14 protein-coding genes are annotated in these 13,835 nt (G+C 71.2%); 10 read left to right on the forward strand and 4 right to left on the reverse strand.

Annotated elements, in window-relative coordinates; genetic code table 11:
• Positions 1–122 precede the first annotated feature (122 nt).
• The 9 genes from fabD (at position 123) to GT007_RS16570 (ending at position 9,846) form a co-directional block, all read left to right on the forward strand.
• Positions 123–1,079 (forward strand): ACP S-malonyltransferase, encoded by a 957-nt coding sequence (fabD, locus tag GT007_RS16530; protein WP_160122760.1) that lies wholly within the window; start codon positions 123–125, stop codon positions 1,077–1,079.
• On the forward strand, positions 1,076–1,507 hold the full coding sequence (locus GT007_RS16535; RefSeq protein ID WP_201451956.1) for a GNAT family N-acetyltransferase: 432 nt from the start codon (positions 1,076–1,078) through the stop codon (positions 1,505–1,507). Before fabD ends, GT007_RS16535 begins: the two co-directional genes overlap by 4 nt.
• Positions 1,507–2,244 (forward strand): 3-oxoacyl-[acyl-carrier-protein] reductase, encoded by a 738-nt coding sequence (gene fabG / locus GT007_RS16540; protein ID WP_160122761.1) that lies wholly within the window; start codon positions 1,507–1,509, stop codon positions 2,242–2,244. Before GT007_RS16535 ends, fabG begins: the two co-directional genes overlap by 1 nt.
• Before the next feature lie 70 nt (positions 2,245–2,314).
• Entirely contained in the window at positions 2,315–2,968 is a 654-nt protein-coding gene (locus GT007_RS16545) for a P-loop NTPase family protein (protein ID WP_160122762.1), read from the forward strand.
• A gap of 64 nt (positions 2,969–3,032) precedes the next feature.
• Entirely contained in the window at positions 3,033–5,198 is a 2,166-nt protein-coding gene (locus GT007_RS16550) for an RNA degradosome polyphosphate kinase (protein WP_160122763.1), read from the forward strand.
• Between the two features lie 19 nt (positions 5,199–5,217).
• Positions 5,218–6,729, forward strand: a complete 1,512-nt coding sequence (locus GT007_RS16555) for a Ppx/GppA family phosphatase (protein WP_236571705.1) — start codon at positions 5,218–5,220, stop codon at positions 6,727–6,729.
• Between the two features lie 177 nt (positions 6,730–6,906).
• Complete coding sequence (locus tag GT007_RS16560; RefSeq protein WP_160122764.1) at positions 6,907–8,277, forward strand: S41 family peptidase; 1,371 nt, start codon at positions 6,907–6,909, stop codon at positions 8,275–8,277.
• A 16-nt stretch (positions 8,278–8,293) separates the two neighbouring features.
• Positions 8,294–9,340 (forward strand): divergent polysaccharide deacetylase family protein, encoded by a 1,047-nt coding sequence (locus GT007_RS16565; protein ID WP_160122765.1) that lies wholly within the window; start codon positions 8,294–8,296, stop codon positions 9,338–9,340.
• A gap of 23 nt (positions 9,341–9,363) precedes the next feature.
• On the forward strand, positions 9,364–9,846 hold the full coding sequence (locus tag GT007_RS16570; RefSeq protein ID WP_160122766.1) for an RNA pyrophosphohydrolase: 483 nt from the start codon (positions 9,364–9,366) through the stop codon (positions 9,844–9,846).
• 6 nt (positions 9,847–9,852) lie between these two features.
• Here GT007_RS16570 and GT007_RS16575 read toward each other — a convergent pair whose 3' ends face one another.
• The 3 genes from GT007_RS16575 to GT007_RS16585 are packed head-to-tail and all read right to left on the reverse strand — an operon-like array spanning position 9,853 to position 12,384.
• On the reverse strand, positions 9,853–10,146 hold the full coding sequence (locus GT007_RS16575) for a dienelactone hydrolase family protein (RefSeq protein ID WP_160122767.1): 294 nt from the start codon (positions 10,144–10,146) through the stop codon (positions 9,853–9,855).
• A complete protein-coding gene (locus tag GT007_RS16580; protein WP_160122768.1) occupies positions 10,107–10,664 on the reverse strand; it encodes a dienelactone hydrolase family protein in 558 nt (185 codons plus the stop codon). Before GT007_RS16580 ends, GT007_RS16575 begins: the two co-directional genes overlap by 40 nt.
• Positions 10,665–10,722: 58 nt before the next feature.
• Complete coding sequence (locus GT007_RS16585) at positions 10,723–12,384, reverse strand: glycosyltransferase family 4 protein (protein WP_160122769.1); 1,662 nt, start codon at positions 12,382–12,384, stop codon at positions 10,723–10,725.
• 72 nt (positions 12,385–12,456) lie between these two features.
• Here GT007_RS16585 and GT007_RS16590 point away from each other — a divergent pair, with 72 nt between their 5' ends.
• The gene (locus tag GT007_RS16590) at positions 12,457–13,449 is read left to right on the forward strand and encodes a tripartite tricarboxylate transporter substrate-binding protein (protein ID WP_160122770.1); all 993 of its coding nucleotides are present in this window, start codon (positions 12,457–12,459) and stop codon (positions 13,447–13,449) included.
• A 120-nt stretch (positions 13,450–13,569) separates the two neighbouring features.
• Here the strand turns inward: GT007_RS16590 and GT007_RS22530 are convergent.
• On the reverse strand, positions 13,570–13,835 hold a 266-nt coding region (locus GT007_RS22530; RefSeq protein WP_236571706.1), incomplete at its 5' end, for a hypothetical protein.

Genomic DNA, 13,835 nt, shown 5'->3' on the forward strand with positions numbered 1-13,835 from the left:
CGTGTCCCCGGCGGAGGGGTCTGGGGAGGCGGAGCCGCCCCGGTGCTCGCCCGGTCAATGCGTTGACTTCCATCGTCTTCCGCCTCAAAGCCGCAGCGGAATTCGCCAGAACAAGGTGTGTCATGTCGCTTGCATTCGTGTTTCCCGGCCAGGGCAGCCAGGCCCCGGGCATGGGCCGTGACCTCGCTGATGCCTTCCCCATCGCGCGCGAGACGTTCCAGGAAGTGGATGAGGCGCTGGGCCAGCATCTCTCCCGCCTGATGTTCGACGGGCCGGCCGAGGAACTGACCCTGACGGCCAATGCCCAGCCCGCGCTGATGGCGGTCTCCCTGGCCGTGGTGCGCGTGCTGGAACGCGAGGGCGGCTTCCGCCTGGCGGACCGCGTGGCGCTGGTGGCCGGGCATTCGCTGGGCGAATACTCCGCGCTGACGGCCGCGGGCGCGCTGGACGTGGCCACCGCCGCGAAGCTGCTGCGCCTGCGCGGCGAGGCGATGCAGAAGGCCACCCCGGCCGGCATCGGCGCCATGGCCGCCCTGCTGGGCGCCGAGGCCGATCTGGCCCGCGAGATCTGCGCCGAATCGGCCGAGACGCCCGAGGGCAAGCGCGAGGTGGTGGAGCTGGCCAATGACAATGGCGGCGGCCAGGCCGTGATCTCCGGCCACAAGGCGGCAGTGGAGCGCGCGGTGGAGGTGGCGAAGGCCAAGGGCGTCAAGCGCGCCATGATCCTGCCGGTCTCCGCCCCCTTCCATTGCAGCCTGATGGGCCCGGCGGCGGATGCGATGGCCGAGGCGCTGGACCGCGTGGCCATGGCCGCCCCCAACCCGCCGCTGGTGGCCAATGTGACGGCCGCCAAGGCGACCGACCCGGCCATCATCAAGGATCTGCTGGTGAAGCAGGTGACCGGCACGGTGCGCTGGCGCGAATGCGTGGCCGCCATGGTCGCCATGGGCTGCACCCGCTTCGTCGAGGCCGGCGCCGGCCGCGTGCTGACCGGCCTGATGAAGCGCAACGCGCCCGAGGCCCAGGCCCAGGCCGTCGGCACCCCCGCCGATATCGAAGCCTTCCTCGGCAGCCTGTGAGCGCGACGCTCGACATCACCGAAACGCCGTCGGCCGCCGATACCAAGGCCGTGCTGGACGGGCTGGTCGCGTTCAACGACGCGGTCATGGGCGGCCCGGCGGGCAAGCGCCCCCTGGCCGTGCTGTTGCGGGACGAGGCCGGGCATGCCGTGGGGGGCGCCATCGGTGCCTCCTGGTATGGCTGGATGTATGTCGAGCTGTTCCATATCCCCCAATCCTTCCGGGGGCGCGGCGAGGGCCGCCGCATCATGCAGGCCGTGGAGGCCGAGGCCCGCGCGCGCGGGCTGCTCGGCATCCGGCTCGATACATTTTCCTTCCAGGCGCCGGGATTCTATGAGCGCCTGGGTTTCACCCGCATCGGCACGATCGAGGATCATCCTCCCGGCCATGCCCGCCATTGGTATGTGAAGAGATTGGGAGAGGGCTGATGTTCAACCTCGAAGGCAAGATCGCGCTGGTCACCGGCGCTTCCTCCGGCATCGGCATCGCCATCGCCGGGGCGCTGCACGCCCAGGGCGCCCATGTGGTGCTGACCGGCCGGCGGGAAGCCGAACTGCAGGCCGTGGCCGCGCAGCTGGGCGGCCGCACCCGCGTGGCCGTGGCCGACCTGGCGGACCCCGCCGCCCCCGCCGCCCTGGTCGAGGGCATCGAGGCGACCGAGGGCAAGCTGGACATCCTGGTGAACAATGCCGGCTTCACCAAGGACATGCTGGCCCTGCGCATGGATGACGAGGCCTGGAACGCGGTGCTGGAGGTGGACCTGAACGCCCCCTTCCGCCTGGCGCGCGCCGCCCTGCGCGGCATGATGAAGCGCCGCAGCGGGCGCATCGTCTCCATCGCCAGCATCGTGGGCGTGACCGGCAATGCCGGCCAGGCCAACTACGCCGCCGCCAAGGCCGGGCTGATCGGCATGAGCAAGGCGCTGGCCCAGGAAGTGGCCCCGCGCGGCGTGACCGTGAACATCGTGGCCCCGGGCTTCATCGCCACGCCCATGACCGACAAGCTGTCCGAGGCGCAGAAGGCCGCGCTGCTGGGCCGCATCCCGCTCGGCAAGATGGGCGAGGCCAAGGATGTGGCCGCCGCCGTCGCCTACCTGTCCTCCGACGAGGCGGCCTGGGTGACGGGTGCGACCCTGCATGTGAATGGCGGCATGGCCATGATCTGATGGGCGGCTCCCGGTAGCGGGAGCTTCCCATCGGACCTATCCTGCGATCGGACGCCTGGAGGTTCGCCGCATGCCGCGCCAGCTCGCCCTGCCGCTGGACCTCTCGCCCTCCTTCGCGGAGGCCGATTTCATCCCCGACGCGGCCAATGTCGCCGCGCGGGAATTCCTGGCCGCCCCCGAAAGCTGGCCCGACCACCGGCTGGTGCTGTTCGGCCCGGCCGGGTCCGGCAAGACGCATCTGGCCCATGTCACCGCCGCCCGGCATGGCTGGCGGCTGGACCAGGGGGCGGCGCTGCGCGGCCTGCCGCACCTGCCCGCGCGCGGCTGGGTGCTGGAGGACGCGGACCTCTGCCCCGAACCCGCCGCCCTGTTCCACGCGCTGAACGCGGCGCGCGAGGCCCGGCTGCCCCTGCTGCTGACCGGGCAGGCGCCCCCCTCCCGCTGGCCCTTCACCCTGCCGGACCTGATGAGCCGCCTGCGCGCCACCACCGCCGTGGGGCTGGAGGCACCCTCGGACACGCTGCTGGCGGCCATGCTGGCCAAGCATCTGGCGGACCGGCAGCTGAACCTGGCCCCCGCCCTGCAGCAATTGCTGCTGCTGCACCTGCCGCGCGACACCGCCAGCCTGCGCTCCGCCGTGGCCCGGCTGGACGAGGCGGCACTGGCCAGCGGTCGGCTGAACCGGGCCACCGTGATGGAGGCGCTGCGCGAACTGGACACATGATAGTTCTGTGGCACCGCTGAAGGTGCCAGTGTCACATTCGCCGGGCCCTGTATAAGCTGCCCCCATGCCGGAAGCACCGACGCCCAAATCCTCCGAGGCCACCCAGCCCTCCCGTTTCATCAACCGGGAGATCTCCTGGCTCGATTTCAACACCCGCGTGTTGGAGGAAGCGGCCAACCCGCGCCACCCGCTGCTGGAGCGCCTGCGCTTCCTGGCCATCTCGGGCTCCAACCTGGATGAGTTCTATTCGGTGCGCGTGGCGGGGCTGGTGGGCCAGGCCCGCGCCGGCGTGACCGCCGTGAACCATGAGGGCAAGACCGCCGTCCAGCAGCTGGCCGCGATCCACACTCACGCCCAGCGCCTGATCGAGGACCAGCAGGAAACCTGGCACGAGCTGCGCGTGCTGCTCAGCCGCGCGGGCCTGCATGTCGCGGAGGCCGAGGAGCTGTCCGCCCCCGACCTGACCTGGCTGGAGCAGTATTTCCTCGACCGCATCTTCCCGGTGCTGACGCCGCTGGCGGTGGACCCGGCGCATCCCTTCCCCTTCCTGCCCAACCTGTCGCTGTGCATGGCGCTGAAGCTGGTGCGGGAGGAGGATGGCGGCATGATGCGCGCCCTGGTGCCGCTGCCGCACCAGCTGGGCCGCTTCGTGCGCCTGCCGGCCGAGGAAGGCGCCAACCGCGGCCGCTTCGTGCTGCTGGAACATGTGGTGGGGCTGTTCCTGCACCGGCTGTTCCCGGGCTTCATCCCGGCCGAACAGGGGCTGTTCCGCCTGATCCGCGACACGGATGTGGAGTTCGAGGAAGAGGCCGAGGACCTGGTCCGTTCCTATGAGACCGCGCTGAAGCGCCGCCGCCGGGGCCGTGCCATCCGCCTCGCGGTGGACAGCCGCATGCCGGCCGACATGATCGCCTTCGTCGCCGAGGAGATGGACGCCGAACCCGCCTCCACCTTCGTGGTGGACGGCACGCTGGGCGTCAGCGACTTCACGGCGCTGATCGTGGACGACCGGCCGGACCTGCTGTTCACGCCCTACACGCCCCGCTTCCCGGAACGCATCCTGGATTACGGCGGGGATGCGTTCTCGGCCATCCGCGCCAAGGACATCGTGGTGCACCACCCCTATGAGTCCTTCGACGTGGTGGTGCAGTTCCTGCGCCAGGCCGCGCGGGACCCGGCGGTGGTCGCCATCAAGCAGACGCTGTACCGCACCAGCCGCGACAGCTCGATCGCGCGCGCGCTGATCGAGGCCGCCGAGGCCGGCAAGACCGTGACCGCGATGGTGGAGCTCAAGGCCCGCTTCGACGAGGAACGCAACATCGCGCTCGCCCGGGAGCTGGAATCGGCCGGCGTGCAGGTGGTCTATGGCTTCGTGGAGCTGAAGACCCACGCCAAGGTCAGCCTGGTGGTGCGGCGAGAGGGCACGGGCTATCGCACCTATGCCCATTTCGGCACCGGCAACTACCACCCGATCACGGCGCGCATCTACACCGACCTGTCCTTCTTCACCGCCGACCCGGCGCTGACGCGCGACGCCGCCAAGCTGTTCAACTACATGACCGGCTATGCCCGGCCCGAGGCGATGGAGAAGCTCGCCTTCTCGCCGCTGACCATCCGCCCCACCTTGCTGGCGCTGATCGATGCCGAGATCGCGCACGCCGCCGCCGGCAGGCCCGCCCATATCTGGCTGAAGATGAACTCCCTGGTGGATGAGACGCTGATCGACGCGCTGTACAAGGCGAGCCAGGCCGGGGTGAAGGTGGAATGCGTGGTGCGCGGCATCTGCTGCCTGCGCCCGGGCGTGGCCGGCATGTCCGAGAACATCCGGGTGAAGTCCATCATCGGCCGCTTCCTGGAACATTCGCGCATCTGCGCCTTCGGCAACGGCCACCGCATGCCCAGCCGCCGGGCCAAGGTCTATATCTCCTCGGCGGACTGGATGGCGCGCAACATGGACTGGCGCGTGGAGACCCTGGTGCCGGTGGAGAACCCCACCGTGCATGCCCAGGTGCTGGACCAGATCATGGTGGTAAACCTGAAGGACACCGCCCAGAGCTGGGACCTGCGCGCCGATGGCAGCTGGCACCGCCGCCGCGCGGGGGCGGAGCCGATCTCCGCGCATGAGTATTTCATGACGAACCCCTCGCTTTCCGGGCGCGGGAGTGCTTTGAACCGTCCGTCGCGGCCCGCCATCCGCCGGCCGCGCCAGGATCGTGTCACGCAAGACTGACCGCACAGGAACAGACCGCTTGGACCATTCGCCGGCTTTCCACGCTTCCCAACAGGGCGCGCGCCCGCAGCGTTTCGGGGTGGTGGATCTTGGCTCCAATTCCGTGCGGCTGGTGGTGTTCGAGGGGCTGTCCCGCAATCCGGAGGCCATCTTCAACGAGAAGGCGGTCCTCGGCCTCGGCCGGGGGCTGACCACCACCGGGCGGCTGAACGACGCGGCGGTGGCCCAGGCGCTGACGGTGCTGCGGCGCTATCACGCCGTGGCGCATGGCATGGGCGCGGACCCGGTGCAGGTGCTGGCCACGGCCGCCGTGCGCGATGCCGTCAATGGCCCCGATTTCATCAAGGCGCTGGAACAGGCGATGCCCGGCGTGCCCATCCAGGTGCTGTCGGGCGATGCGGAGGCCCGGCTTTCCGCCGATGGCCTGCTGCTGGGCTTTTCCGCGGCCAACGGGCTGCTGGCCGATCTCGGCGGCGGCTCGCTGGAGCTGGTGCGCCTGGTCGATGGCCAGATGCATGAGACCGTCTCACTGCCGCTCGGCACCATTCGCCTGGCGGAACGGGCGGGCGGGGACGTGACCAAGGCGCGTGCCATCGTCGAGAAGGAGCTGGCCGCCGTGCCCTGGCTGAAGCAGGCCTCGGGCACCGACCTGTTCCCGGTGGGCGGCACCTTCCGCGCCATGGCCCGCATCCACATGGCCCAGACCGCCTATCCGCTGGCGATCGTGCACCATTACGCCATCCGGCGTGAGGAAGCGCGCGACCTGGCCGGCGTGCTGATGGCCGCCCCCCGCCGCGCGCTGGAGCGCATGCCCGCCGCCCCCAGCAAGCGGCTGAACGACCTGCCCTTCGCCGCCGTGGTGCTGCGCCGCCTGCTGCGCGCCAGTGGCGCCGCCCGGGCGGTGTTCAGCGCGAATGGCCTGCGGGAGGGCTGGTACGCCCGGCTGCTGTCGCCCGAGATGCGCTCGGCCGACCCGCTGCTGGCCGCCGCCCAGGAACTGGCCGACGCCTTCGGCCGCAACGCCGATTTCCCCCCCGCGCTGGAAGCCTGGCTGCGCCCGCTGGAACTGGCGGACAACGCGACGGACGCGGCGCTGATCTCGGCCGCCGCGCGCATCAGCGACATCGGCAGCCACGACCACCCGGAATACCGCGCGGAACAGAGCTTCTTCCGCGTGCTGCGCCAGCATGGCGTGGGCCTGGACCACCACGCCCGCGCCTTCCTGGCGATGACCGTGGCGCTGCGGTACGAGGTGGAGCCCCCCGCGGCCTTCCTGGCCCAGGCGCGCTCGCTGCTCGCCCCGCCCGCCCTGCGGCAGGCGGAAACCCTGGGGGCGGCGCTGCGCCTGGCCTTCACCCTGTCCGGCGGCGTGACGGAGCTGCTGGCCGGCACCGCCCTGCGGCGGGAGGCCCGGCGGCTGGTGCTGCGCCTGAAGGAGGACAGCGGCGTCTTCGCCGGCGAATCCGTGCTGCGGCGGCTGGAAGTATTGGCGATCTCGCTGGGGCTGGAGGCCGTGGTCGAGACGGCGTGATGCCCTGTTAAGCCGTTGGTGACCGGGCCTGAGACATTTCTTGACGATGCGCGGTCGGAATCCTTGCTCTATAGAGGTTGCGGTGGCGTGGCGGCGCGCCAAACTGCCCCCTTGTCCACTCCCGCCTTCTTTCGGGCTCCCCCCGCTTTCCGCCGGGCTCCACTGAGGAATCACTCTATGTCCTTCAAGGCCAAGATCAGCACCACCGCACTCGTCACCGGCGCCTTCGCCGCCGGCATCGTGGTGGGCCCCCTGGTGGCGGCCTGGGCGCAGGATGGCGGGCGGGCCGAGACCTATCGGCTGCTGAACCTGTTCGGCGACGTGTTCGAGCGCGTGCGCGCCGAATATGTCGAACCCGTGCAGGACCGGGACCTGGTGGAGAACGCGATCAACGGCATGCTGACGGGGCTGGACCCGCACAGCGGCTACCTCAACCCGCGCAATTTCCGCGACATGCAGGTGCAGACGCGCGGCGAGTTCGGCGGCCTCGGCATCGAGGTGACGCAGGAGAACGGCTATATCAAGGTCATCTCCCCCATCGACGACACGCCGGCCGCGCGCGCGGGCATCCGCCCCGGCGACCTGATCGTCAACCTGAACGGCACCAGCACCCAGGGCCTGACCCTGCAGGAGGCGGTGGAGCAGATGCGCGGCGAGCGCGGCTCCGCCATCCGCCTGACCATCCGGCGCGAGGGCGAGCGCAACCCGATCGAGCTGTCCATCACGCGCGACGTGATCCGCCCGCAGGTGGTCCGCTTCCGCATGGAGGGGAACGATGTGGGCTATGTCCGCCTCTCCTCCTTCAACGAGCAGACGGATACGGCGATGCGCCGCGCGGTGCAGACCATCCGCAGCCAGGGCGGCACCAACCTGCGCGGCATCGTGCTGGACCTGCGCAACAACCCGGGCGGCCTGCTGGACCAGGCGGTGCAGGTCTCCGACGACCTGCTGGAGCAGGGGGAGATCGTTTCCACCCGCGCCCGCCGCGCGGAGGACGCGCAGCGCTGGAACGCGCGGGCGGGCGATATCACGGGCGGCGTGCCCATCGTGGTGCTGGTGAATTCCGGCTCGGCCTCGGCCAGTGAGATCGTGGCGGGCGCGTTGCAGGACCACCGCCGCGCCATCGTCCTGGGCACCCGCAGCTTCGGCAAGGGCTCGGTGCAGACCGTGATGCCGCTGGGGCCGAACGGCGCCATCCGGCTGACCACGGCGCGCTACTACACGCCCTCGGGCCGCAGCATCCAGAACACCGGCATCGAGCCGGACATCGAGGTGCGCGCCAGCCGCGACGACAATGCCCGCCAGCGTGAGCGCGAGGCCGACCTGCGGCGTTCCCTGCGCAACGAAGGCGGTGTGGCGCCGAATGCCGTGCAGATCCCGCCGCTGAACCTGCCGAGCGGCGTGGTGGAGCGCATCCAGGCCGAGCCGCCCGAGGGCGCCCCCGCCTTCGACGCGACGAAGCCCGAGACGGATTTCCAGCTGCAGCAGGCGCTGACGCTGATCCGCGCCCTGCCGCCGGGCACCACCCTGCGCCGCGCCCAGCGCTGACGCCACCGGCGGGCCCATGGCTGTAGCGGGCGCTGTGCACCGGGGCGGTTGGCGCCTGCTGGGCCTGTTCTGGGTGCTGGTGCTGCTTGGCCTGGGCGGGCTGGGCGGCATGCTGGCCCTCCTCGGCCCACCCGAGCCGCGTCTGGCGGAGGCCCCGCCGCCCCCGCTCGCCGCCCCGGAACCCGCCGCCGAACCGGTGCCCGCGCCTGCCCCGGTGGCCGAGGCCCCCGCGCCCCCGCCGGCGCCATCGCGCGACATCACCATCCCCGGCGCCGACCCCGCCCTGCTGGAGGCCGGGCCCCATGGCCCCGTGCCGCGCATCGCGGTGGATGGGCGCACCTCCATCCGGCTCTATGCCCGCCCGGCCCCGGGGCGTTCCGAGACACGGCCGCGCGTGGCGCTGATCGTGGGCGGGCTGGGCATGAACGCGGTTCTCAGCGAGCAGGCCATCGCCCGGCTGCCGCCCCAGGCCACCCTGGCCATCAGCCCCTATGCCCCCCGCCCCGGCACGCTGCTGGACCGCGCCCGGGCGCGCGGGATGGAGTTCCTCGTCTCCCTGCCCATGGAGCCCAACGGCTATCCGGTGAACGACCCGGGCGACCGTGCCCTGCTGACGCGCCTGCCGCCGGCGCAGAATGAGGAGCGGCTGCTGTGGGTGCTGTCGCGCTTCCAGGGCTATGTCGGCGCGGTCGGCGCCGTGGGGCCCATGCGCGGCGAGCGTTTCGCCGCCCTCAGCGAGCCCTTCGGCGCCATGCAGGAGCAGCTGCGCCGCCGCGGCCTGCTGTATATCGACCCTCGTCCCGGCGCCCGCGGCCCCGAGCGTGCCTGGGGCCGCACCGTGGATGTGGTGGTGGACGAACCCGCCACCCGCACCGAGATCGACCTGAAGCTGGGCGTGCTGGAACGCCTGGCGCGTGAGCGCGGCAGCGCGCTGGGCCTGATCGGCGACGCGACCCCGGTGCTGGTGGACCGCGTGGAGGCCTGGACCCAGGGGCTGGAGGAACGCGGCGTGGTGATCGTTCCCGCATCCTCCCTGATCCGCCGCCCGGAAGTGACGCAATAGCGCGGGGCTGCTACACTCCGGGCATGTCCGATCTGCCCTATCGTCCCAATGTGGGCGCCCTGCTGTTCAACCCCGCCGGGCTGGTGCTGGTCGCCCGCCGCGCGGACCTCCCCAACGCCGAAGGTGCCGCCGGTGGCTGGCAATTGCCCCAGGGCGGCATGGATGAGGGCGAGGACCCCAAGGTCGCCGTGTTCCGCGAGATGAAGGAGGAAATCGGCACCGACAATGCCGAGATCCTGGCCGAACACCCGGAATGGCTGCACTACGACCTGCCGGCGCAGCTGATCGGCAAGGCGCTGGGCGGCAAGTATCGCGGCCAGACCCAGAAATGGTACGCCCTGCGCTTCCTGGGCCAGGATGCGGAGATCCGGCTGGACCTGGACCCGCACCCGGAATTCGACGCCTGGCGCTGGGCCCGGCTGAGCGAACTGCCGGCGCTGGCGGTGCCGTTCAAGCGGGAGATCTATGTGGCGCTGGTGAAGGAATTCGCGCGCTTCGCGGGGTAATCCCCCTCAGCGCCGCATCCCCGCCAGGAAAGCCACCACCCGCCGCATCGCATCCTCCCGCGCCGCCGTATCGGTGCCCAGATGCGCCTGCCCGTTGCCGGTGGCGGTATAGGCCAGGCCGGTCCTTACCCGCACGGGCGAGTTGGGCGCGTCGAAGCCGTGATAGGCGCCGGGATAGCCCTGGTAGGTGATGCGATCCGGAAAGCGCCGGGCCAGCTGCTCGCAGGGCCAGGCGGGGGTCCAGTCATCGGCCTCGCCGATCAGCAGTAGCAGGGGCGCCGCCGGGCGCCACAGGCCCACCCGGTTGGGCGCGCCGCGCAGCCGGGGTATAGCGCCACATAGCCGATGATCGGCGCGCCCTCCGGGTTGCCGGCGGTCCACATCACCGTGCTGCCGCCATGCGACCAGCCCATCATGACCACGCCCTGGCCGCCGAAGGGCTGCTCGGCCAGCCAGCGTGAGGCGGCGATGGCGTCGGCGCGGCGCTCGCGGCCAGGCAGGATGGCGCGCTCGCGCATCGTGCATTGCTCGCCCTGGCCGCGGCTGGCGAAGCTGTCGGGCAGCAGCACGGCATGGCCCTGTTCGGTCAGCAGCCGGGCCCAATCCCGGTACAGCGCATTGACCTGCCCATCCGGCCGGCGGAACCCGGCGCAGCCATGCATGCCCAGGATCGCGGGGCCGGTGGCGGGGGTATCGGGCAGGAACAGCTCCGCCCGCAGGGTCACGCCCGCCGGGCCCGGCAGCTCGATGGCGGATTGCCGCATGGCCCAGGCCGGCATCGCATGCAGCAGCAGGATCACAAGGGCGAGGCGGCGCATGGGCGAAGCGTTACCCAGCGCGTACCGCGCAGGCAAGCGCTTCCACCGCCCCCCCCCCTCAGCCCGCCCGCAGATACCCGGTCTTCAGCAGCCACAGGATACCGCGCCCCGCCCAGGGCTGTTCGGCCGGGGGCAGGGCTTCGCGCAGCTTGCCGGCGGTGATGCTGCCATGCTCCGGCACGGCGGCCAGCAGATGGGCCAGCTGTGCCAGCCGGGCGGCGTCCGGCCGGGGGTGGATCGCGGCGGGCAGGGCGAGGGCCTGATCCAGCAACAGGGCGGGTGCCTCCGGGTCCCGGGCCAGCGGGGTTGTGGCGGTCAGGTGGGCGCTGGGCCAGCTCTGGAAGGCCTGGGTGGGGTCGGCCAGTTCCGGCGCCGGGGCCGGCAGGCGCGCGGGCGGTGCCGCCGCCTGGCGGATCGCGGCGAGCTCGCGCCACAGCGCTTGGTGGCGGGGGATGAGGACGGACCAGTCATACTCGGCCCCGGCGCGCAGCCGCGCGGCCTGGCCCATGGCGCGGGCGCGGGCGGGGTCGGTCAGCAGGGTTTCCAGCGCCTGGGCGGCGGCCGCGATATCCACAGCGACCAGCTGGGTGGTGGCGGCGAGATGGTGGTCATAGTCCACGGCGGCGGTGGCATGGGCCAGGGCCAGATCGCCCGCCGTGCCCGGAGGCGCCATCAGGGTGGGGATGCGGAAGCCGTCCTGGCCGTCGCGCACCGTGTCCTTGAAGCCATCCCAGTCGCTGACGATCACGGGCAGGCCGGCGGCCATGGCCTCGATCACCGCCAGGCCGAAGGTCTCCTGGATATTGTCCGAGAGCAGGATGAAGGCGTCGGCGGCGGCCCAGCTGCCGGGGCGGCGCTCGGGCTCGGCGCCGCCGGCGCGGTGCAGCCGCACGGTGGGGCACAGGGCGCGGGCCTGCTCGGCCAGGGCGGTTTCCTGCGCGGGGTGGGAGGTCCAGCCGACGACCAGCACATGGATGCGCCGGCCGGGGTGGCGCGCGGCGAGGCGCCCGAGGGCGGCCAGCATGGGCCAGGGATGCGCCTTGGCATGCCAGGAGACGCGGCCATGGCTGAGCACCACGAAATCCTCCTCCGCCGCGCCGATGCGCGCGCGCCATTCGGCGCGCATGGCGGGGGGGAAGTGGAAATCCCCGGTCTCGATGCCGAGCGGGATGAGGGGCAGGGCAGGGCGGGGGAAGCGGGTGGCGCCCAGGCGCTCGGCCAGGCGGGCCTGCTCGGCCTCCAGCAGGGCCGCGACCATGGCCCGCGCGGCGCGGGAGGTGCAGACCACTGCGTCCCACGGGTGCAGGGGGGCGGTGAGCAGCTGGGTGATGCCCTGCATGGCGCGCAGGGAGGACAGGGTGTGGGTGACCCCCACCAAGGAGAAGCCGCGATCCTGCCGCGCCAGGGCCCGTTGCGCCGCGAGCCCGCCGAGATCGGGCCCCGGCAGGCACAGCGTGCCCAGCCGCGCCACCGCGCCGAAGCCGCCCGGGGGGATCGCGTGGCAGGGCTGGGTGGCGCCCAGCTCACCGGCGATGGCAGCGAAACCCGCCTCCTGCCCCGGGGCGAGGGTGTAGGCATGCAAGGCGTCCAGCCCGCCATGGCGGATGAGGGCGCGCAGCATGCCCTCGGTGGCGGATTGCCGGCCCATGAGGCGGCCCGAGCGGGTGGTGTAGCCCTCCGGCATGAAGGCCAGCGCGGCGTTGGGCGGGGAAAGGGACATGATTTTCGGCTCTTGCGCCAGGCGCGATAGGCGGGCCAGATGCTGGCAGGAAAAGAATTGGAGGACCACGTCATGAAAGCACGGCATGCGGGGCGGCGCGCCCTGATTCTGGGGGGCGGCGGCCTGCTGGCCCCGGCCCTGCTGGGGCTGCGGCCCGTGCTGGGGCAGGGGTTTCCCGACCGGCCGATCCGCCTGATCGTGCCCTGGCCGCCGGGCGGTTCCACCGATACAGTGGCGCGCATCTTCTCCCCCAAGCTGGCCGAGGTGCTGGGGCGGGCGATCGTGATCGAGAACCGGGGCGGGGCCTCGGGTGCTACGGGGGCGATCGAGGCATCGCGCGCGGCGCCCGATGGCGGCACCTGGATGCTGGTCTATGACACCCAGGCCACCAATGAGACGGTGATGCGCCTGCCCTTCCGCACGATGGAGGCCTTCGTGCCGGTCACGCTGGTGGCCAAGGGGCCGCTGGCGATGGTGGCGCACCAGAGCACCCCCTATCGCAGCTTCGAGGATGTGATCGCGGCGGCGAAGGGGGCCCCGGATACGATCAACTACGCCAGCTCCGGCGTGGGGGGGCTCGCCCATGTCTCGACCACGCTGTTGCAGCAGCAGCGGGACTTCAAGCTGGTGCATGTGCCCTATCGCGGGGGCGGGCCCGCGGTGCAGGACGCGGTGGCGGGGCATGTGCCGCTGTTCATGAGCAATGTGGTGATCATCAGCCAGCATATCCGCGCGGGGGTGCTGCGGCCGCTGGGCGTGACCACGGCGGGCGAGAGCCGGCATGTGCCGGGGGTGCGCAGCTTCGCCCAGCAGGGCTTCACGAATTTCGAGGCGCCGACCTGGTGGGCGCTGTTGGGGCGGGCGGGCGTCGCCCCCACATTGGTGGAGCAGATGTACGTGGCGATGCGCCAGGTGCTGTCCGACCCGGTGGTGAAAAGCCGGATCGAGGAGCAGGGGGCGGATATCGAGGCCGGCAGCCCGACCCAATGCGGTGCCTTCCTGAACGCCGAGATCGAGAAATGGGGGCGGGTGATCCGCGAGAACGATATCCGCGCCGATAGCTGATAATTTTAAGTCACTGATTTTGCTGAAATATGACAGGGCGGAGACGAAAATTTCGCCCTGTCGGCGTTTTTCGGTGAAGGGAGGGTTTGACAGTGCTGGGGTGTACCCGTAAAAGCCGCCTCACCGAGACGCTGATTGGTTGTTGACATTGGTTGCTGAGGCGACTACTTTCCACGGCCTGCCAGAGTGGCGGACTTCCTGAAAGCCCGAGAGGGTGCGGTGGGTGAGGTTCCTTTGGGAGCCTTGGCTGTCGCGGGAAGGTTGTTGATTTAAAACTGTATCTGTTTTGAGAAGTCTGCGTTTTTGAGCGCTGATGTTCTTGGTGTTGGCTGGATGCGTGGCTGGCGCTGGCGGCTTTGAGCTGTTGGTGTTGGTTATGTTGATGG

The organism is Rhodovarius lipocyclicus, assembly GCF_009900765.1.
GTDB classification, from domain to species: domain Bacteria; phylum Pseudomonadota; class Alphaproteobacteria; order Acetobacterales; family Acetobacteraceae; genus Rhodovarius; species Rhodovarius lipocyclicus.